Genomic DNA, 17,746 nt, shown 5'->3' on the forward strand with positions numbered 1-17,746 from the left:
CCCCATTCTAGTGCGGCAACCCCAGCATGTCACAGGCCGGTCATGCGTGAAATCACCTGCTTTTCGACCTTTAGCAATTGCTCCGCGCTGACGAGGGTCGGGGCAATTTCCGCCAGGGGCTGCAGCACAAAAGCACGCTCCAGCATGCGGGGGTGCGGCAGGGTCAGGACCGGGTCGTCGAGCTCGAGTTCACCGTAGCGCAGGATGTCCAGGTCCAGCGTACGGGGGGCGTTGCGCCAGGGGCGCTCGCGGCCGGCCGCCTGCTCCAGGCCTTGCAGCCCGGTCAGCAGTTCATACGGCCCCAACGCCGTGTGCAACTCGGCCACGGCGTTGACATAGTCCGGCCCCGATGACTCGACCGGCGCGCTGCGATAGAAGGAAGAGCTGCGGACCAGTTGCGTGTGCGGCAGCGTCCCCAGGTCGTGCAGGGCCTGGCGCAGTGCAGCTGGCGCATCCCCCAGATTGGCCCCCAGGGCGACGTAAGCCGTCACCGGGATGCCGGGGGGCATGTTCACGCTGCCGTGTCCGGCGCACCGTCACCGGATTTCTTGGCGCCGGAACGGCGACGGCGGCGGCGTTTCTTGGGCGCCGCGCCTTCGTCGGCGGATGCCTCCGGCTCCGCGGCGCGCGGCGCGGCGGGGCGCTCAGACACCGTGCGCGGCTGCGGGCGTGGCGACTGCGCGCGCTGGCGGGCCTGCTCCTCGCGTGCCTGGTCGATCAGGTCCTGGCGCAGGTTGTCGTCACCCACACTGAACTCCTGCCACCAGTCGGCCAGCACCACGTCGATCTCGCCGATGTCGGCGCGCAGGCGCATGAAATCGAAGCCGGCGCGGAAACGCGGCTGCTCGACCAGGCCGAAAGGCGCACTGCCCACGCGCTTGTCGAAGCGCGGCTGCATCATCCAGATCTCGCGCATGTCGGCGGCCAGCTTGCCGCGGCCCGAGACGTCGCCGATGCGGGCGTTGAAGACGTCGTCGATCGCGTCCTGCAGCGCCGGGTTCGCGTGCTGGCGTTGTTTGATGCGTTCGGCCCAGCCTTCGCGGACATCGGACCACAGCACACAGGCCAGCAGGAAACTCGGCGCCACCGGCTTGCCCTCGCCCACGCGGCGGTCGGTATCCTCCAGCGCAGCCTTCACGAAGGGCTGGTCGGCACGTTCGACCACCAGGTCCAGCAAGGGGTAGATGCCGCGTGCCAGGCCGAGCTTCTTGAGCTGTTCCACCGTGGCCAGGGCGTGGCCCGTCTGCAGCAGCTTGAGCATCTCGTCGAACAGGCGGCTCTGCGGCACATCCGCCAGCAGGTCGCGCATCTCCTTGAGCGGCTTGGCGGTCTTGGGCTCGAACTTGAAGCCCACCGCGCTGAGCTTGGCGGCAAAACGCACGGCGCGGATGATGCGCACCGGGTCTTCGCGGTAACGCGTGGCCGGGTCGCCGATCATGCGCAGCACACGCTTTTTCGCGTCCTGGATGCCGCCGTGGTAATCGACCACCACCTGCGTCTCGGGGTCGTAGTACATGGCGTTGATGGTGAAGTCGCGCCGCGCGGCGTCCTCGTCCTGCGGGCCCCAGACGTTGTCGCGCAGCACACGGCCGCTCGAATCCACGGCATGTTTCATGCCGGCCAGCTCGCTTTTGCTGGTGCGTTCGTTGCCAGCCACCTGCTCGGCGGCCGCGTTGTCCATGTAGGCGCGGAAGGTGGAGACCTCGATCACCTCATGCTCGCGCCCGCGGCCGTAGACCACGTGCACAATGCGGAAGCGCCGCCCGATGATGAAAGCACGCCGGAACAGGCTCTTGACCTGCTCGGGGGTGGCATCGGTCGCCACGTCGAAGTCCTTGGGTTGCAGACCCAGCAGCAGGTCGCGCACGGCGCCGCCCACGATATAGGCCTCGTAACCGGCATCCTGCAGAGTCTGGACCACGTCCAGGGCGCGCTTGTCGACCAGCGCCGGATCGATGCCGTGCTCAGCCGCGCTGAATTCACGTCGTTTGCCGAAAGCGGGCTGGGAAGCACTGGACTTGCCCAGCAGCCGGTTGATGATTTTCTTGATCATGTGGTATTTCTTGCGGGACAGACCTTTGTCTGCCCTCAACTGACTAAAAGAGTTCCAGAATGCGCCAGCCGCGCTCCAGAGCCAGGGCGCGCAGGCGGTCGTCGGGGTTGGTGGCCACCGGATAGTCTGCATTGTCCATCAGCGGCAGGTCGTTGATCGAATCCGAATAGAAAGTCACCTCGGCCGCACGGCGATGCAGGCCCCGGGCCGCCAGCCACTCGCCAAAACGCCGCACCTTGCCTTCGCGGAAGGACGGTGTGCCACGGATCTCGCCGGTGATCCAGCCACCGGCATCGCGTTCCAGCTCCACGGCGATGAGTTGCTGCACACCGAAGGCCTCGGCGATCGGCTGCGTGACGAACTCGTTGGTGGCCGTGATGATCAGCACCTCGTCGCCCGCTGCCTGGTGCCGGCGCACCAGCTCCAACGCCTGCGGGTGGATGACCGGCGCGATCACCTCGCGCATGAAACGCTCGCGCGCCGCCAGCGCCTCCTCGGGGCCTTTCAGGCGGGCTGCCTCGGTGGCGAAGCGCACATAGTCGTGCACGTCCAGCGTGCCGGCCTGGTAATGGGCGTAGAACTCGTCGTTGCGCCGCGCGAACTCCACCGGGTCGGTCCAGCCGATGGTGGTGGTGAAGGTGCCCCAGGAGTAATCGGAGTCGATCGGCAGCAGGGTGTGGTCCAGGTCGAACAGCGCCAGCTTGGTCTTGTCGGTCATTTCAATGGTCTTCCAGCATGGCCTTGATCAGCGGAATGGTGATGGCGCGCTGGGTCTGCAGGGCATAGCCGTCCAGGTGGTCGAGCAGTTGCATCAGGCTACCCAGGTCACGGCTGAAACGCGTGAGCATGAAGTCCATGATGTCGTCGCCCAGGAAGATGCCGCGCGCGTCGGCGGCCTGGCGCAGCACGGCGCGGCGCTCGGCCTCGCTCAGCACCTGCAGGCCGTAGACATGGCCCCAGCCCAGGCGGGTGCGCAGGTCCTCCCTGAGCTTGAGCCCGGCTGGTGCCAGTTCGCCGGCGGCCAGCACCCACTGGTGACCTGTCTGCGCGTGCACGAACCAGTTGAAGGCCGCATGCTGCTGCACGGCGGTATAGAGCTGCACGTCGTCCAGCAGCACGGCAGCCCAGCGTTCGTCGAAAGGCGGCGGCTCGGCCACCGAGGCGTCGAGCCAGCCCACCGTGGCCCCCTGCTCGCGCAGCGCCTCGCGCACGGCCTTGAGCAAGTGGGTCTTGCCGCTACCCGGAGGACCCCACAAGTAGGTTGGCACCGGCGAGCGTTTGGCCGCACTGGAACCGTCACCCACCCAGAGCCGAAGATGACGCAGCACCGCCTCGTTGGGTCCTGCCATGAAATTGGCCAGGGTCGGGCCACTGCCCAGCCCGATGTCCAGCGCAATCTGCTTCATGCCGGCGCTGCCATCGTCAGCCCAGGTACAGCTTGCTGGCCAGGTAACTGGCCCGCACACGGCGGATGGCCACCAGCAGCACGGCACTGGCCGGCAAGGCAATCAGCAGGCCGACAAAACCGAAGACCTGCCCGAAGGCCATCAAGGCGAAAATCACGGCCAGCGGATGCAGGCCGATGCGCTCGCCCACCAGCCGTGGCGTCAGGTAGAAACTCTCGACCAGTTGGCCGACACCATAGACCCCAGCCACCACCAGCACACCGTACAGGCCGCCGAACTGCAGCATGCCGGCCAGCAAGGCCAGGATCAGCCCCAGGCCGAAACCCAGGTAGGGGATGAAAAAAGCGAGGCCGGTGAACACCCCCAGCGGCACGGCCAGGTCAAAGCCGAAAAGGGCCAGCGCCACACTGAAATAGACCGTCAGCGCCCCCATCACCAGCAACTGGCCACGCAGGTACTGGCCGAGCACGTCATCGGCTTCTGCCATGAAGTTGTCATAGGCAGCCCGCATCCGCGGCGGCACCAGCGCGACCACACGCGCCACAAAACGCTCCCAGTCGTTGAGCAGCAGGAACAGGGCCACGGGAATCAGCACGGCATTGCCGATGATCGCCAGCGCCACGCTGCCCCCCAGCTTCAGGGAGGCCATCACCGAGCCAAAGGTCTCTTCGGCATTGGCATTGAGGTACTTGACCACAAAGGCCTGGATACTTTTTCCATCCAGCGACAACTTGATGCCGAACTGGGCCAGCCAGGGGCTCAGCGCGCTGTTGACCCGGTCGGCCAGCAAGGGCAGTTGCTCACGCAGCAGGGGCAGTTCCTTGGCGAAGATCGGCACCACCAGCAGCACGATGGACACCAGGATCAGGATGAACAGGGTTTCCACGATCAGGACGGCCAGCACGCGCGGCATCCGGCCCCGGCCCAGGTGATCCAGTCTGTCCACCACCGGCGTCAGCACATAGGCCAGCACGGCCGCCACCACAAAAGGCGTCAGCACCGGCGCCAGCAGCCACAGGGCCAGCATCGCCAGGACGGCGATCAGGCACCAGGTCAGGGTGCGTTTTTGGGTAGGCGTCAATGACATGAAGGCAGACTGGGGTGAACCCTTAGAATCTAGGGCTGAATTCTATCGGGCTTGCCTGCTGGCGCCCGGACTAAAACACAGCCGCCCGCCGACCCGCCCTACCAGAGCACCCAACATGACCCATTCCTCCACCTCTCCCCTGAGCTACAAAGACGCCGGCGTCGACATCGACGCCGGTGATGCGCTGGTCGAGCGCATCAAGCCCCTGGCCAAGAAAACCATGCGCGAGGGCGTGCTGGCCGGCATCGGCGGCTTCGGCGCCCTGTTCGAAGTGCCCAAGCGCTACAAGGAACCGGTACTGGTCTCCGGCACCGACGGTGTGGGCACCAAGCTCAAGCTGGCCTTCGAGTGGAATATGCACGACACCGTGGGCATCGACCTGGTGGCCATGAGCGTCAACGACGTGCTGGTGCAAGGCGCCGAGCCCCTCTTTTTCCTGGACTACTTCGCCTGCGGCAAGCTGCACGTGGACACGGCCGCCGCCGTGGTCGGCGGCATTGCCAGGGGCTGCGAGCTCTCCGGCTGCGCCCTGATCGGCGGCGAAACGGCCGAGATGCCCGGCATGTACCCGGACGGCGAATACGACCTGGCGGGCTTCTGCGTCGGTGCGGTCGAAAAATCCAAGATCCTGACCGGCCAGAGCGTCAAGCCCGGCGACGTGGTGCTGGGCCTGGCCTCCAGCGGTGTGCATTCCAACGGCTTCTCCCTGGTGCGCAAGTGCATCGAGCGCGCCGGTGCCAACACCCCCGCCACCCTGGACGGCAAGCCCTTCAAGCAGGCCGTCATGGAGCCGACCCGGCTGTACGTGAAAAACGTGCTGGCCGCCCTGGCGGCCCATCCCCTGTCATCAGGAAATGCCGCCTCGCCCGGCGGCATCAAGGCCCTGGCCCACATCACCGGTGGCGGCCTGCTGGAAAACATCCCGCGCGTGCTGCCGGAAGGCACGGCGGCCCATCTGAAAAAAGGCAGCTGGCCGCAGACCGAACTCTTCGCCTGGCTGCAGAAGACCGCCGGCATCGACGATTTCGAGATGAACCGCACCTTCAACAACGGCATCGGCATGGTCGTGGTGATCGACGCGGCCAGTGCCGCCGCTGCCGCCCAGACCCTGCGCGGCCTGGGTGAACAGGTCTACGAGATCGGCGTCATCGCCGAGCGCGGCAAAGGCGCGCCGGTCGAAGTCGCCTGATCTGTCTGATCGTTCAGGTTCACCGTGCCTGAACAAAAAGCCCCGCCCCCACGCATGCCCGCCGGCATCTGGGCGCTGGGTTTCGTCAGCCTGCTGATGGACATCTCCTCCGAGCTGATCCACAGCCTGCTACCGGTCTTCCTCGTCACCGGGCTGGGCGCCAGCATGCTGCTGGTGGGCCTGCTCGAAGGCGCCGCCGAAGCCACGGCCCTGATCGTCAAGGTCTTCTCGGGCGCCCTGAGCGACTGGTGGGGCCGGCGCAAGCCGCTGGCCGTGCTGGGCTACAGCCTGGGCGCGCTGAGCAAACCCCTGTTCGCCCTGGCCACCACGGTCGAGCCGGTGGTCATCGCCCGGCTGCTGGACCGCGTGGGCAAGGGCATCCGCGGCGCCCCGCGCGATGCGCTGGTGGCCGACATCGCCCCGCCCGCCTTGCGTGGCGCCGCCTTCGGCCTGCGCCAGTCGCTCGACACCGTGGGCGCCTTCCTGGGCCCCCTGCTGGCCATGGGCCTGATGCTGGTCTGGGCCAATGACTTCCACGCCGTGTTCTGGGTGGCCGTGATCCCGGCCTTCCTCTGCGTCGCCCTGCTGATCTTCGGTGTGCAGGAACCCGAGCGCCCGGCCGGCGCACCTCGCACCAACCCGATCCGGCGCGAGAACCTGCGCCGGCTGGCACCCGCCTACTGGTGGGTGGTGGGCATAGGCGCGGTCTTCACGCTGGCGCGCTTTTCCGAAGCGTTCCTGGTGCTGCGTGCCCAGCAGGGCGGGCTGCCGCTGGCCTGGGTGCCGCTGGTGCTGATCGTCATGAACGGGGTCTATGCCCTGGGCGCCTACCCTTTCGGCAGACTGGCCGACCGGGTTGACCACCGCAAGCTGCTGGCCTGGGGTCTGGTCCTGCTGATCGCTGCCGACGGGCTGCTGGCCTGGAGCGACCGCGGCCTCTTCGTGTGGGGCGGCGTGCTGCTCTGGGGCCTGCACATGGCCATGACCCAGGGCCTGCTGGCCACCATGGTGGCCGACACCGCACCGGCCGATCTGCGCGGCACGGCCTTCGGCATGTTCAACCTGGTCTGCGGCCTGTCCATGCTGCTGGCCAGCGCCCTGGCCGGTCTGCTGTGGGACCAGTGGGGCGCATCCAGCACCTTCGCCGCCGGAGCCGCGTTTTGCGTCGTCGCGCTCATGCTGCTGGCGCTGCGACGACCGGCCCCGCCTCCGGGTCGCACGGCCTGAGCGTTCAGCACGTCCTGGCAAGTGTTGCTTTTCGCTACAAAATCCCTAGCTACCCACACCCGCGGGTACTGGACTTTCAGATTATTTCCGGTCACACTGCAGTTTTTGGTTCACCGCCAGGAGCATTCATGCCTGTGATCGCTGTGGTCAATCGCAAGGGAGGGAGCGGCAAAAGCACGCTCGCGGCCCACCTCGCGGCTTGGTGTGCCCATCAGGGCAGCGCGGTCATGCTCGGTGACGTGGACCGGCAGCAATCCACCCGCTCCTGGCTGCGCAAGCGCAACGAGGCACTGCCGGCCATCGCTCCCTGGACCGTGGACCAGAACATCCTGCGTGTACCGGCCGGCATCACCCACGTCATCCTGGACACCCCGGGCGGCCTGCACGGCTTCGACCTGGCGCGCATGGTCATGTTCGCCGACATCATCCTCATGCCGGTCTGCGGCTCGGCCTTTGACCGCGAATCGGCCGCCGATTGCCATGCCGAGCTGCTGGCCCTGCCGCGGGTCGCGAGCGGCCGCTGCAAGGTGGCCTGCATCGGCATGCGCATCGACACCCGCACCCGCACCCCCCAGGTCCTCAAGGACTGGGCCACCGGCCTGGGCATGCCCTTCCTGGGCGTGCTGCGCGAAAGCCAGGCCTATGTGCAGTGCCTGGAACGCGGCATGACCCTGTTCGATCTGCCGGCTGACCGCGTGCCCACCGACCTGCGCCAGTGGCAACCCATCCTGGGCTGGCTCGAACCGCAGCTGGCCATCTCGCCCGCCGCTGCCGGCAGCGCCGGCCATGCGGCACAGGCGCCCGCAACAACGCCCGCGCCCCAGGCTGCCCGTCCGCCCCAGATGCCGGCGGCCCTGCCCAGCCGGCTGCTGGCCGCGCGCCATGCGCCGCCGCCAGCACCCTCCCGCCCTGCTGCTGCCTTGGCCACGCCGGCATCAGCCCGCCCTGCGCCAGCGCCGCTCGTGCGCGAAACCGCACCGGTCGCACAGCGCATGCTGGCCTCGCGGCCGTTGCCGGCCGTCACCCGCATCACCAACACCCGCGTCCTGGACCGGGTCAGCAGCAGCAACGCCCTGCGCAACACGCCCGCGGCCACGCAGGCCACCGAGGCCAGCCAGGCGCAGGAAGCGCCTCACATCCCGTCCTTCCTGAAACTGGTGAAATGCTGAGCGCCGCTCAGTTCAGCCCAGCGCGCGGCGCAGCCTGACCACGCGCTCGGTGATGGCCTGGGCGTCTTCGCCCTGCCCGGCCTGCCCGAGGTAGGTCTCCAGATCCCGTACCGCCGGGCCGAACTGTCCCAGTTCGGCCTGTGCCAGGCCGCGATCGCGGTATTCGCCCCAGGCCTGGGGCAAGAGCACCAGCAGCCGGTCTTCCACCGCGACCAGGCGCGACCAGTCCTGCTGCGTGCGATGGATTTCCTTGAGGTTGCGCAGCATGCGCGCAATGATCTCGCGCGCCGGCATGGCCTGCAGATAATGCCCCAGCGGCAGTTCGGAAGCTCCGGGCAGGGCATGGCTGCTGCGCCAGGCCTCCAGCCGCGCCTGCAGTTCCTCACGGCTGAGCGACTGGCCGCTGAAGGGGTCGATCACCACCTGCGCATGCGGCAGGTTGACCTTGACCAGGAAATGCCCGGGGAAGCCCACACCGTGCGCCGGCAGGCCCAGGCCCTGGGCCAGCTCCAGCCATAGCACGGCCAGCGAGACCGGAATGCCGCAGCGGCGCTCCAGCACGCGGTGCAGATAACTGTTGTCCGGGTCATGGTAGTGGTTGAGGTTGCCGCAGAAATGCAGGTCGTGGAAAAAGAAGTGGTTGAGCAAACGCAGCTTGTGCATGGCCGGTGCATCCGCCGGCAGGCGCTGCCGCAGCCGGGCCAGCAGGACATCCACCTCGGCCAGCACCTGCTGCACGTCCAGCCGCGGGTAGTCGTCCTGTCCCAGGCACACGGCGACCTCCAGCAGGTGGAACTGCGCATCGCTCTGGACCAGGGCGCCGAAGTAGTCCAGCGGCGTGGGCAGCTTGAAGGACAGGTTCATGGTCAACAGGCCTAGCGCTTGAGGAACTGCCGGAAACGCAGGCCCGCGGCCCAGGCAGCGCCCAGGTAAAGGGCGGCCGCCCCGGACACCAGCAGGGCCAGCAGGCCGATGCGCAGGCCGGCTTGCGACTGCAGGCGCGTCCAGTCCCAGGCGCTGGCCGCCCACATCAGGAACACCGTCAGCAAGGCCGAGGCGGCCAGCACCTGCAGCGCGAACACGCCCCAGCCCGGCCGCGGCTGGTAACTGCCGCGGCGCAACAGGCCAAGCAGCAGCCAGGCGGCATTGACCATGGCCCCGATGCCGATGGACAGGGCCAGGGCGGCGTGTTGCAGGAGCGGCACCAGCGCGATGTTGAGCAGCTGTGTGAAGACCAGCACCACGACAGCGATGCGCACCGGCGTACGGATGTCCTGGCGGGCGTAATACGCCGGCGCCAGCACCTTGATCGCCACCACGCCCAGCAGGCCCACACCCCAGCCCATCAGGGCCAGCGACGTCATCTGCACATCGCGCGCGCTGAAGGCCCCGTAGTGGTAGAGCACAGCCACCAGGGGCGTCGAGAAGGTCAGCAGCGCCAGGGCGCAGGGCACGGCCAGCAGCACCACCAGGCGCAAGCCCCAGTCCAGCATGGCCGAGTAACGGTCCGCGTCATCGGCTGCCTTGGCCGCCGCCAGCTGCGGCATCAGCACCACGCCCAGGGCCACCCCCAGCAAGGCCACCGGGAATTCCATCAGGCGATCGGCATAGCTGAGCCAGCTCACGCTGCCCGGCGCCAGGTGGGAGGCGATCTGCGTATTGATCAGCAGCGAAAGCTGGGCCACGCTCACGCCCAGCAGGGCCGGCGCCATGAGCTTGAGCACACGCTGTGTCCCCTCGTCGGCCCAGGCCGCACGCAAGGCAGCACGGCTCCAGCCCAGCGAGGGCAACAAACCGATGCGGCGCAGGGCCAGCAGCTGCACCCCCAGCTGCAGCAGGCCGCCGGCCAGAACACCGGCTGCCAGCGCGTAGATGGGCTCGATGCCCAGTGTCTGGAACCAGGGCGCGCCCAGCCAGGCCGCGACGATCATGGCCACGTTGAGCAGCACCGGCGTGGCCGCCGGCACGGCAAAACGCTTCCAGGTGTTGAGTACGCCGGCAGCCAGCGCCACCAGCGACATGCAGGCGATGTAGGGGAACATCCAGCGTGTCATGACCACGGCGGCTTCGAAGGCGTTGCCCGCCTCCATCCTGCGCAGCCCGGCCGCCATCAGCCAGACCAGCAGCGGCGAGGCCAGCACGCCCAGCACACTCACGCCCAGCAGCACCCAGGCCAGCACCGTGGCGACACGGTCGACCAGGTGGCGGGTAGCCTCCTCGCCCTGCTGCGCCTTGACCGTGGCCAGCACCGGCACGAAGGCCTGGCTGAAGGCCCCTTCGGCAAAAAGCCGGCGGAACAGGTTGGGAATGCGGAAGGCGACGTTGAAGGCGTCGGTCAGGGCGCTGGCGCCAAAGGTGGTGGCGATCAGCAGTTCGCGTGCCAGGCCCGTGATGCGCGAGGCCAGGGTCAGCAGCGAGACCGTTGAGGCGGCTTTGAAAAGGCTCATCGAGGGGAAGTGTAGCCGGGACCGCCCGCCCCGGAGTGCCCACTCACCCCGGCCGCATCATAGTGCTACAATAGCCGGCTTTGCTGACATCATCCACAGACACAAGGAACTATTGATATGGCATCTGGAAAGCCGAAGAAAAAGAACCCGCGCCTGGCGTCGGGCCGCAAACGCGCACGTCAGGACGTCAAGCTGAATGCAGCCAACACGTCCCTGCGCTCCAAATACCGCACCGCCGTGAAGAACGTTGAAAAAGCCGTTCTCGCTGGCGACAAAGCCAAAGCCACCGAGCTGTTTGGCAAGATGCAGGCCGTGGTGGACACCGTGGCCGACAAGGGCATCTTCCACAAGAACAAGGCTGCTCGCGACAAGAGCCGCCTGTCGACCAAGGTCAAGGCCCTGGCCGCCGCCTGAATTCAGGCAAATCGCACGGACCCTCCGGGGTCTGCCGTTTGTAACGGGTGCGCTGTCAGCAAAGCAGAAAAGCCGCTCTTCGAGCGGCTTTTTTGTGGGCGCACCGGATGGCGTCAGGTCAGAGGCCGGCCCTGGGCATCGCGCTCACGCACCTGCAGATCGTTGTCGCGGGCGAAGTTGATGCAGAAGTCCCAGGCCATGGGTTCGGCGTCGCGCAGATCGCGGTTCACGACCACGCACTTGATGCCCTCCAGCGAGTTGGGCACGCACCAGGGGGAGTAACTCAGATGGCTGCCGGGCAGCGTTCCGCCGGGGCGGAATTGGCTCATGACGCCGGCCAGGCGCTCGGCCCAGTCGCTGGGGCGAAAAGTCTTGCCGGTCCGGGTGAGACCGAGAATGACGACTTCTTTGGCGGCGTTGGAGACCATGGATGGACGGCTCAGGCGCCGGACGCGGCGCTGGGTACAGCGGCTGGTCCGGCATCGGGTGGGTTGGCAGTATTCTATCTTATATAAGACTTAAGGGCAGGCGCCGGCCCGCCGCACGGCCGCCCGGGCAATGCCGTATCCGTCTGGGTCTAAAATCGCGTCTCAACGGCCCAACCTGCGTTGGGCCGCCTTGTTTTTGTGACCACTACGGAGTGTCCAGCCATGAACGCCGCCGCCCCAAAACAGATCGAAGCGACTTCCCCGCACGTGATGAACACCTACGGCCGCGTGCCGATCGCGCTGTCGCACGGCCAGGGCTGCCGCGTCTGGGACATCAACGGCAAGCCCTACCTGGATGCGCTGGCCGGCATCGCCGTCAACACCCTGGGCCACAACCACCCCCGGCTGGTGCCCGCGCTGCAGGACCAGCTGGGCAAGATCATCCACAGCTGCAACTACTACCATGTGCCCGGCCAGGAACAACTGGCGAAAAAGCTGGTGGAACTGTCAGGCATGACGAATGTGTTCTTCTGCTCCACCGGCCTGGAAGCGAACGAAGCCGCTCTGAAGCTGGCACGCAAGTTCGGCCACGACAAGGGCATCAGCCGCCCGCAGATCGTGGTGTACGAAAAAGCCTTCCACGGCCGCTCCATCGCCACGCTCAGTGCCACCGGCAACGAGAAGGTGCAAAAGGGCTTCGGTCCGCTGGTCGAAGGTTTCATCCGCGTGCCGCTCAACGATATCGACGCCCTGAAGAAAGCCACGGCCGGCAACCCGGACGTGGTGGCGGTGTTCTTCGAGACCATCCAGGGCGAAGGCGGTGTCAACGCCATGCGCGCCGAATACCTCCGGCAGGTGCGCCAGCTCTGCGACCAGAACGACTGGCTGCTGATGATCGACGAAGTCCAGTGCGGCATGGGCCGTACCGGCAAGTGGTTCGCCCACCAGTGGGCCGGCATCCAGCCCGATGTCATGCCCCTGGCCAAGGGCCTGGGCTCGGGCGTGCCGATCGGCGCGGTGGTGGCCGGCCCGAAAGCCGCCAACATCTTCCAGCCCGGCAACCACGGCACCACCTTCGGCGGCAACCCGCTGGCCATGCGTGCCGGTGTGGAAACCATACGCATCATGGAAGAGGACGGTCTGCTGGAGAACGCAGCGAAAGTCGGCGCCCATCTGAAGGCTGCCCTGGCGCGCGAGTTCGCCGGCAACCCCGGGGTGAAGGACATCCGCGGCCAGGGCCTGATGATCGGCGTCGAACTGGCCAAGCCCTGCGGCGTGCTGGTCAACCGCGCGGCCGAGGCCGGCCTGCTGATCAGCGTGACCGCCGACAGCGTGATCCGCTTGGTGCCCGCGCTGATCATGACCCCGGCCGAAGCCGACGAGGTGGTGGGCCTGCTGGCCCCGCTGGTGAAGTCTTTCCTGGCCGAGGCCTGAAGGCCCTGGAGCAGCCACGATGAATCTCAAGCATTACCTGAAGTTCACCGACCTGGGGGCTGACGAGTACGCCTATCTCTTCGAGCGCGCCGCGCTGATCAAGAAGAAGTTCAAGGCCTACGAGAAGCACCAGCCGCTCACCGACCGTACCCTGGCCATGATCTTCGAGAAAGCCTCCACGCGCACACGCGTGAGCTTCGAGGCCGGCATGTACCAGCTGGGCGGCAGCGTCGTGCACCTGACCACGGGCGACAGCCAGCTGGGCCGCGCCGAGCCCATCGAGGACAGCGCCCGTGTGATCAGCCGCATGGTCGACCTGGTCATGATCCGGACCTACGAGCAGACCAAGATCGAACGCTTCGCCGAGTACTCGCGTGTGCCGGTCATCAACGGCCTGACCAACGAGTACCACCCCTGCCAGATCCTGGCCGACATCTTCACCTACATCGAGCACCGCGGCTCGATCGCCGGCAAGGTGGTGGCCTGGGTCGGCGACGGCAACAACATGGCCAGCACCTGGCTGCAGGCGGCCGAGCTGCTGGGCTTCACCGTGCATATCAGCACCCCCAGCGGCTACGAGGTCAACCCGGCCGTGGCCGGCGTGCAAAGCGATTGCTACAAGGTATTCAAGGACCCGATGCAGGCCTGCGCTGGCGCCGACCTGGTCACGACCGACGTCTGGACCAGCATGGGCTACGAAGCCGAGAACGAGGCCCGCAAAAAGGCTTTCGCCGACTGGTGCGTCGATGCCGACATGATGCGCGCCGCCAGGTCCGATGCGCTTTTCATGCACTGCCTGCCGGCACACCGCGGCGAGGAAGTCGAAGCCGAGGTCATCGATGGCCCACAATCCGTGGTCTGGGATGAGGCTGAAAATCGCCTGCACGTGCAGAAAGCCTTGATGGAGTATCTGCTCCTGGGAGCCCTGACGTGATGTGCAGGCGATTTCGGCGCAGGCTAACTTCGCACAGCGAAGTTAAGCGCAGCGGCCGTAGCCAATATCTTTTGCTGGGTCGGCTCTGATGTCCGCCTGCACCAGCTGCGGCGCCTGCTGTTCCTGGTGCCGCGTCGATTTTTCCAGCTACGAACTCGATGAAAACGGCGGCCACGTGCCGGCGGGCCTGACCGTCGAGGTCAACGGCAACACCGCCCGCATGCGCGGCACCGACCACTGGCCACCACGCTGTGCGGCGCTGACCGGCAAGCTGGGTGAAAAAGTAGCTTGCGGCATCTACGAGTGGCGTCCCTCGCCCTGCCGCGAGTTCGAGGAAGGCAGCGAGGGCTGCCACCGCGCCCGCGCCAAGGTGGGCCTGCCGCCCCTGCCCGCGTCCTGAGCTTCAGGGTCCCTGGTACAGCCAGGGCACATCCAGCAGGCGCTCACCCAGCAGACGCAACGAAGCATCGCGCGCCCAGGCCATGGGCCCCTCCAGGTGAAAGATCTCGCCGTTACGGATGGAGCGCGCCTGCACCCGCGCGTTGCGCTGCCAGCGGTTGAGGGCATAACGCTGCAGCAGCGTGGGCACGTCCAGCACACCATCGACCAGCGCCACCTGGCGCCCCAGTTCGGCCGCGTCCTCGATGGCCATGCCGGCGCCCTGGGCGAGATAGGGGCGCATGGGGTGTGCGGCGTCCCCCAGCAGCGCCACATGGCCGCGCGCCATCTGGTCCGCTGCGCTCACGGGCGGACGATCGCACAGCACCCATAGGCGCCATTCGGGCACAGCCGCAATCAGGTCGCGCAGGGCCGTACAGGTGTGGACCAGCGCAGCCTGCAAGTCGGCGGCGTTGGCACCATGATCCCAGTCCTCCAGCCCGCCGTGGACATGCCCGTGCACGATGGCCACGACGTTGAGCCACTCGCCGCCGCGCACCGGGTACTGCACCACATGCAAACGCGGCCCCAGCCAGGCCGTCACCTGCTGGCTGCGTAAAGCGGCCGGCAGGCTGGCCTGCGGCAGCATGGCGCGGTAGGCCAGATGCCCGGCCACGCGCGGGGGACCGTCGTTCAGGAGCTGGGTCCGCATCCGGCTCCACAGGCCGTCGGCCGCGATCAGGACATCCCCCTCCACGTCCAGACCGTCATCCAGGCTCAGGCCGACGGCGCCATTCGTCTCCACATAACGGTTCACCGTCTTGCCGGTGTGCAGCCAGACGGCGTCGCGCTGCTGCAAGGCCTTCAGCAGCAGTTGCTGCAGATCAGCCCGATGGATGGTGGCATAGGGTGCGCCGTAACGCTGCACCGTGGTCTGTCCCAGGCGCAAGAGACCCAGATCGGCCCCGCTGAGGGCGTGCCGCACCTGCAGCCGGTCGGGGAAAGCCGCCACCTGCCGCAATGCCGTGTCCAGATCCCAGCTCTGCAGCACGCGCACGACGTTGGGTCCCATCTGGATGCCCGCCCCCACCTCGCCGAAGGCCTCGGCACGTTCATACAGGCGGACATGGCAGCCGGCGCGCGAACAGGCCAGGCCGGCAGCCAGGCCGCCGATACCACCTCCAGCAATCAGTACGTCGGTATGCATCGGGGTCTGATTCTGCCCGATGGCTGTCGGTTTACTCGACGCGGACCACCGACGTCGGCTTGAAGCCCAGGTCGGCCGCCTTGCCCTTGCGACCGCGCGCGGCGCGTGCGTTGTTGAGACTGCGGATCTCCAGCGGCTCCTCGCGCTCCTTGCCGCCACGGCCCAGGCCCTCGATCTTCACGCTGCGCGTGTAGGCCGCGGCACCCGCCAGCGTGTCCTTGGGTTCCAGGTCGATCAGCATCAGGCCACGGCCGCCGTTGGGCATGGGCTTGAGCTCGCCGATCTCGAAGCTCAGGATGCGCCCGCCGGTCGAGGCGCAGACCACGTGGGTGGCAGGCGGCTGCGGCGGCACGTTGGCCGGCGAGGGGCGGCAGACGGTGTCGCCCTCGCCGCAGCTGATGAAGGACTTGCCGCCCTTCTGACGCGAGCTCATATTCTCCACCGTGGCCAGGAAACCATAACCCGAAGAGGTGGACAGCAGCAGCCAGGCCGAGGCCGCCCCGGCGAAGTAATGCACCAGTTGGGTCCCGGCCTCCAGTTCGACCAGGGTCGTCACGGGCTGGCCGTCACCGCGCGCCCCGGGCAGGCTGGCCACCGGCACGGAATAGACACGGCCCTTGCTGCCGAAGGCCAGCAGCGTGTCCACCGTGCGGCATTCGAAAGTGCTGTACAGGCCGTCGCCGGCCTTGAAGGCGAAACCCGCTGCGTCATGGCCATGGCCCTGGCGCGCGCGCACCCAGCCTTTTTGCGAGACGATAACGGTCACCGGTTCGTCCACCACCTTCACTTCGGCCACGGCCTTCTTCTCGGCCTGGATCAGGGTGCGGCGTGCATCGCCGAAGACCTTGGCGTCGGCCTCGATTTCCTTGACCATCAGCTTGCGCAGCGCGGCCGGGCTGCCCAGGATGTCTTCGAGTTTCTTCTGCTCCTCGCGCAGTTCTTTCAACTCCTGCTCGATCTTGATGGCTTCGAGCCGGGCCAATTGACGCAGGCGGATTTCGAGGATGTCCTCGGCCTGCCGATCAGACAGCCTGAAGCGCGCGATCAGCGCCGGCTTGGGTTCGTCCGAGTTGCGGATGAGGGCGATGACCTCGTCGATCTTGAGCAGGACCAGCTGCCGGCCTTCGAGGATGTGGATGCGCGCCAGCACCTTGTCCAGGCGAAACTGCGAGCGCCGGGCTATGGTGCCCTGGCGGAAGGCTATCCACTCCTCCAGCATCTGGCGCAGGGTCTTCTGCGTGGGCCGGCCATCCAGCCCCACCAGCGTCATGTTGATCGGTGCCGAGGTCTCCAGGCTGGTGTGCGCCAGCAGGGTGGTGATGAGTTCCTGCTGCTCGATGCGGCTGGTCTTGGGCTCGCAGACCAGACGCACCGGCGCGTCCTTGCTGGACTCGTCGCGCACCACGTCGAGCACGGCCAGCACCGTGGCCTTGAGCAGGTTCTGCTCGGACGTCAGCGCCTTCTTGCCGGCCTTGACCTTGGGGTTGGTCAGCTCCTCGATTTCCTCGAGCACCTTCTGCGTGCTCACGCCCGGCGGCAGTTCGGTCACCACCAGCTGCCACTGGCCACGCGCGAGTTCCTCGATCTTCCAGCGGGCCCGCACCTTGAGCGAGCCGCGTCCCGTGCGGTAGGCCTCGGCAATGTCTGCCGTCGGGCTGATGATCTGGCCACCTCCCGGATAGTCCGGGCCGGGCAGCAGCTCGACCAGCTCGCTGTCCGCCAGCTTAGGGTTCTTGATCAGCGCCACGCAGGCCGCCGCGACCTCGCCCAGGTTATGGCTGGGGATCTCGGTGGCCAGGCCCACGGCAATGCCGCTGGCGCCATTGAGCAGGGTGAAGGGCAGGCGCGCCGGCAACTGCTTGGGCTCCTCGGTGGAGCCGTCGTAATTGGGCTGGAAGTCCACCGTGCCCTCGTCGATCTCGTCGAGCAGCAGGGTGCTGATCTTCGCCAGCCGGGCCTCGGTGTAACGCATGGCGGCGGCGCCGTCACCGTCACGGCTGCCGAAGTTGCCCTGGCCGTCGATCAGCGGGTAACGCTGCGCGAAATCCTGCGCCATGCGCACCAGGGCGTCATAGGCCGCCTGGTCGCCATGCGGATGGAAACGGCCCAGCACGTCACCGACCACGCGGGCGCTTTTCACCGGCCTGGCGGCCGTGTTGCTGTTGGGCCCGCTGTAACCCAGGCCCATGCGCGCCATCGAGTACATGATGCGACGCTGCACCGGCTTCTGGCCGTCGCAGACATCGGGCAGGGCCCGGCCCTTGACCACGCTGAGGGCGTACTCCAGGTAGGCGCGCTGCGCGTAGTGGGCCAGAGTCAGGGCGTCGTCGCCCGCAGGATCGGTGGCTAAATCGAGGGTGGGTTGATCCATCG

At 67.2% G+C, this 17,746-nt stretch carries 17 protein-coding genes; 7 read left to right on the forward strand and 10 right to left on the reverse strand.

Annotation, left to right across the window (positions count from 1 at the left end; genetic code table 11):
* Positions 1–29: 29 nt before the first annotated feature.
* Genes folK through HTY51_RS10245 form a run of 5 tightly spaced genes read right to left on the reverse strand, consistent with a single transcriptional unit; the run spans position 30 to position 4,546 of the window.
* Complete coding sequence (gene folK / locus HTY51_RS10225; RefSeq protein ID WP_174254238.1) at positions 30–509, reverse strand: 2-amino-4-hydroxy-6-hydroxymethyldihydropteridine diphosphokinase; 480 nt, start codon at positions 507–509, stop codon at positions 30–32.
* 2 nt (positions 510–511) lie between these two features.
* Positions 512–2,053: a polynucleotide adenylyltransferase PcnB gene (gene pcnB / locus HTY51_RS10230; RefSeq protein ID WP_174252641.1), complete on the reverse strand. Its 1,542-nt coding sequence runs from the start codon at positions 2,051–2,053 to the stop codon at positions 512–514.
* Between the two features lie 43 nt (positions 2,054–2,096).
* Positions 2,097–2,771 carry an HAD family phosphatase gene (locus HTY51_RS10235; RefSeq protein ID WP_174252642.1) on the reverse strand — a complete coding sequence of 225 codons (675 nt, stop codon included), beginning with the start codon at positions 2,769–2,771 and terminating at the stop codon, positions 2,097–2,099.
* A 1-nt stretch (position 2,772) separates the two neighbouring features.
* Positions 2,773–3,459, reverse strand: coding sequence for a DnaA regulatory inactivator Hda (gene hda / locus HTY51_RS10240; protein ID WP_174252643.1), 687 nt, complete (start codon positions 3,457–3,459; stop codon positions 2,773–2,775).
* A 16-nt stretch (positions 3,460–3,475) separates the two neighbouring features.
* A complete protein-coding gene (locus HTY51_RS10245) occupies positions 3,476–4,546 on the reverse strand; it encodes an AI-2E family transporter (protein ID WP_174252644.1) in 1,071 nt (356 codons plus the stop codon).
* A 115-nt stretch (positions 4,547–4,661) separates the two neighbouring features.
* On the opposite strand from HTY51_RS10245, the gene purM reads away from it, so the two are divergent.
* The 3 genes from purM to HTY51_RS10260 all read left to right on the forward strand — a co-directional run bounded on the left by purM (position 4,662) and on the right by HTY51_RS10260 (position 8,131).
* Complete coding sequence (gene purM / locus HTY51_RS10250) at positions 4,662–5,735, forward strand: phosphoribosylformylglycinamidine cyclo-ligase (RefSeq protein WP_174252645.1); 1,074 nt, start codon at positions 4,662–4,664, stop codon at positions 5,733–5,735.
* Between the two features lie 54 nt (positions 5,736–5,789).
* On the forward strand, positions 5,790–6,962 hold the full coding sequence (locus tag HTY51_RS10255; protein ID WP_174254239.1) for an MFS transporter: 1,173 nt from the start codon (positions 5,790–5,792) through the stop codon (positions 6,960–6,962).
* Positions 6,963–7,090: 128 nt separating this feature from the next.
* Entirely contained in the window at positions 7,091–8,131 is a 1,041-nt protein-coding gene (locus tag HTY51_RS10260) for a ParA family protein (RefSeq protein ID WP_174252646.1), read from the forward strand.
* A gap of 12 nt (positions 8,132–8,143) precedes the next feature.
* Here HTY51_RS10260 and HTY51_RS10265 read toward each other — a convergent pair whose 3' ends face one another.
* Positions 8,144–8,995: a SirB1 family protein gene (locus tag HTY51_RS10265; RefSeq protein ID WP_174252647.1), complete on the reverse strand. Its 852-nt coding sequence runs from the start codon at positions 8,993–8,995 to the stop codon at positions 8,144–8,146.
* Positions 8,996–9,006: 11 nt separating this feature from the next.
* Entirely contained in the window at positions 9,007–10,578 is a 1,572-nt protein-coding gene (gene murJ, locus HTY51_RS10270) for a murein biosynthesis integral membrane protein MurJ (RefSeq protein ID WP_174252648.1), read from the reverse strand.
* 117 nt (positions 10,579–10,695) lie between these two features.
* On the opposite strand from murJ, the gene rpsT reads away from it, so the two are divergent.
* Entirely contained in the window at positions 10,696–10,992 is a 297-nt protein-coding gene (rpsT, locus tag HTY51_RS10275) for a 30S ribosomal protein S20 (RefSeq protein ID WP_174252649.1), read from the forward strand.
* 113 nt (positions 10,993–11,105) lie between these two features.
* Here rpsT and HTY51_RS10280 read toward each other — a convergent pair whose 3' ends face one another.
* A complete protein-coding gene (locus HTY51_RS10280) occupies positions 11,106–11,420 on the reverse strand; it encodes a DUF3579 domain-containing protein (protein ID WP_174252650.1) in 315 nt (104 codons plus the stop codon).
* A gap of 222 nt (positions 11,421–11,642) precedes the next feature.
* Here HTY51_RS10280 and HTY51_RS10285 point away from each other — a divergent pair, with 222 nt between their 5' ends.
* The 3 genes from HTY51_RS10285 (at position 11,643) to HTY51_RS10295 (ending at position 14,188) form a co-directional block, all read left to right on the forward strand.
* Positions 11,643–12,854, forward strand: coding sequence for an aspartate aminotransferase family protein (locus HTY51_RS10285; protein WP_174252651.1), 1,212 nt, complete (start codon positions 11,643–11,645; stop codon positions 12,852–12,854).
* A 19-nt stretch (positions 12,855–12,873) separates the two neighbouring features.
* Positions 12,874–13,788, forward strand: a complete 915-nt coding sequence (argF, locus tag HTY51_RS10290) for an ornithine carbamoyltransferase (RefSeq protein WP_174252652.1) — start codon at positions 12,874–12,876, stop codon at positions 13,786–13,788.
* Positions 13,789–13,876: 88 nt separating this feature from the next.
* Positions 13,877–14,188 carry a YkgJ family cysteine cluster protein gene (locus HTY51_RS10295; RefSeq protein ID WP_174252653.1) on the forward strand — a complete coding sequence of 104 codons (312 nt, stop codon included), beginning with the start codon at positions 13,877–13,879 and terminating at the stop codon, positions 14,186–14,188.
* A gap of 3 nt (positions 14,189–14,191) precedes the next feature.
* On the opposite strand, the gene HTY51_RS10300 is transcribed toward HTY51_RS10295, so the two are convergent.
* Positions 14,192–15,373 (reverse strand): FAD-dependent monooxygenase, encoded by a 1,182-nt coding sequence (locus tag HTY51_RS10300; protein ID WP_174252654.1) that lies wholly within the window; start codon positions 15,371–15,373, stop codon positions 14,192–14,194.
* 31 nt (positions 15,374–15,404) lie between these two features.
* Positions 15,405–17,744 (reverse strand): DNA topoisomerase IV subunit A, encoded by a 2,340-nt coding sequence (gene parC, locus HTY51_RS10305; protein WP_174252655.1) that lies wholly within the window; start codon positions 17,742–17,744, stop codon positions 15,405–15,407.
* Between the last annotated feature and the right edge of the window lie 2 nt (positions 17,745–17,746).

Origin of the sequence: Rhodoferax sp. BAB1 (assembly GCF_013334205.1) — a bacterium.
Classification (GTDB): domain Bacteria; phylum Pseudomonadota; class Gammaproteobacteria; order Burkholderiales; family Burkholderiaceae_C; genus Hylemonella.

What these genes read in the sequence shown, in the direction of transcription:
- rpsT (WP_174252649.1), top strand. Translation starts at nt 10,696, where the DNA reads ATGGCATCTGGAAAGCCGAAGAAAAAGAACCCGCGCCTGGCGTCGGGC.
- HTY51_RS10255 (WP_174254239.1), top strand. Translation starts at nt 5,790, where the DNA reads ATGCCCGCCGGCATCTGGGCGCTGGGTTTCGTCAGCCTGCTGATGGAC.
- HTY51_RS10280 (WP_174252650.1), bottom strand. Translation starts at nt 11,420, where the DNA reads ATGGTCTCCAACGCCGCCAAAGAAGTCGTCATTCTCGGTCTCACCCGG.
- HTY51_RS10235 (WP_174252642.1), bottom strand. Translation starts at nt 2,771, where the DNA reads ATGACCGACAAGACCAAGCTGGCGCTGTTCGACCTGGACCACACCCTG.
- HTY51_RS10260 (WP_174252646.1), top strand. Translation starts at nt 7,091, where the DNA reads ATGCCTGTGATCGCTGTGGTCAATCGCAAGGGAGGGAGCGGCAAAAGC.
- pcnB (WP_174252641.1), bottom strand. Translation starts at nt 2,053, where the DNA reads ATGATCAAGAAAATCATCAACCGGCTGCTGGGCAAGTCCAGTGCTTCC.
- HTY51_RS10300 (WP_174252654.1), bottom strand. Translation starts at nt 15,373, where the DNA reads ATGCATACCGACGTACTGATTGCTGGAGGTGGTATCGGCGGCCTGGCT.
- purM (WP_174252645.1), top strand. Translation starts at nt 4,662, where the DNA reads ATGACCCATTCCTCCACCTCTCCCCTGAGCTACAAAGACGCCGGCGTC.
- murJ (WP_174252648.1), bottom strand. Translation starts at nt 10,578, where the DNA reads ATGAGCCTTTTCAAAGCCGCCTCAACGGTCTCGCTGCTGACCCTGGCC.
- HTY51_RS10295 (WP_174252653.1), top strand. Translation starts at nt 13,877, where the DNA reads ATGTCCGCCTGCACCAGCTGCGGCGCCTGCTGTTCCTGGTGCCGCGTC.
- HTY51_RS10285 (WP_174252651.1), top strand. Translation starts at nt 11,643, where the DNA reads ATGAACGCCGCCGCCCCAAAACAGATCGAAGCGACTTCCCCGCACGTG.
- parC (WP_174252655.1), bottom strand. Translation starts at nt 17,744, where the DNA reads ATGGATCAACCCACCCTCGATTTAGCCACCGATCCTGCGGGCGACGAC.
- HTY51_RS10245 (WP_174252644.1), bottom strand. Translation starts at nt 4,546, where the DNA reads ATGTCATTGACGCCTACCCAAAAACGCACCCTGACCTGGTGCCTGATC.
- hda (WP_174252643.1), bottom strand. Translation starts at nt 3,459, where the DNA reads ATGAAGCAGATTGCGCTGGACATCGGGCTGGGCAGTGGCCCGACCCTG.
- folK (WP_174254238.1), bottom strand. Translation starts at nt 509, where the DNA reads ATGCCCCCCGGCATCCCGGTGACGGCTTACGTCGCCCTGGGGGCCAAT.
- argF (WP_174252652.1), top strand. Translation starts at nt 12,874, where the DNA reads ATGAATCTCAAGCATTACCTGAAGTTCACCGACCTGGGGGCTGACGAG.
- HTY51_RS10265 (WP_174252647.1), bottom strand. Translation starts at nt 8,995, where the DNA reads ATGAACCTGTCCTTCAAGCTGCCCACGCCGCTGGACTACTTCGGCGCC.